Here is an 834-nt window from a genome sequence, read left to right on the forward strand (position 1 = left end):
GAGGTCTTCCCCATCCCAGGGCGCCCCGCAAGGATAATCAAATCAGATGCTTGTAACCCTCCCATTTTCTCATCAAGTGTTTTGATATGGGTAGCGATCCCTGAGAGCCTTGAAGAACGCTTTTTCGCAGCACTTGCCATGTTAAGTGCTTTTGCAATGGCTGTATCAAAATTTTCAAACCCACCCCCGTATTTTCCCTTTTCTGCCAATTCAAACAACTGATTTTCAACAGTTTCAATTTGTTGTGATGTTGTAAGTTCTACAGAAACATCATAAGCTCTATTCACAACTTGAGTGCCAAGGTTAATTAAAGAGCGTCGGATAAACAGATCATAAATGACACTCCCATAATCTTTAGTATTAATGATTGTTACAGCTTCTTTAGCTAAACGCACCACGTAATTATATACAGTGATGTCACCAATTTTCACATCATTTTCAACAAAGGGCTTAATAGTAATGGGATCTGCAACTTTTCCATTTTGAATAATTTGTGAAATGATATCAAAAAGCTTTTGATGCAACGGTTCAAAAAAGTGCTCTGCTTTTAAAAAATCAGAAACGCTATCAAGAGCATTATTATTGATAATGATAGCACCCAGCAAAGCTTTCTCTGCTTCAATATTATGGGGCAGTTGACGAAAAGAAGATTGTTCTTCTGTTTGAAAAGAAGGTAAATTAACAGCGTTCATTTTATTCATTATGATTTAAATTGATTTGATAAATGATAATTATAAATCACTGAATCTACAGTGTGAATCCCATTTTTATTTTACTTAACAGCTTGCTTTTTGATACGTTTTGTGCAATAAAGAGATGTTCTTTTATATTTCG

General features: G+C 35.0%; 1 protein-coding gene. It reads right to left on the minus strand.

Annotated elements, in window-relative coordinates; all coding sequences use genetic code 11:
- Window positions 1-701: DnaB-like helicase N-terminal domain-containing protein (locus tag ACFINO_RS10155; RefSeq protein ID WP_375655700.1), on the minus strand; the 701-nt coding region annotated here is incomplete at its 3' end.
- Window positions 702-834: the final 133 nt, after the last annotated feature.

Source organism: Bartonella sp. AA83SXKL (assembly GCF_042196965.1).
Taxonomy (GTDB): domain Bacteria; phylum Pseudomonadota; class Alphaproteobacteria; order Rhizobiales; family Rhizobiaceae; genus Bartonella.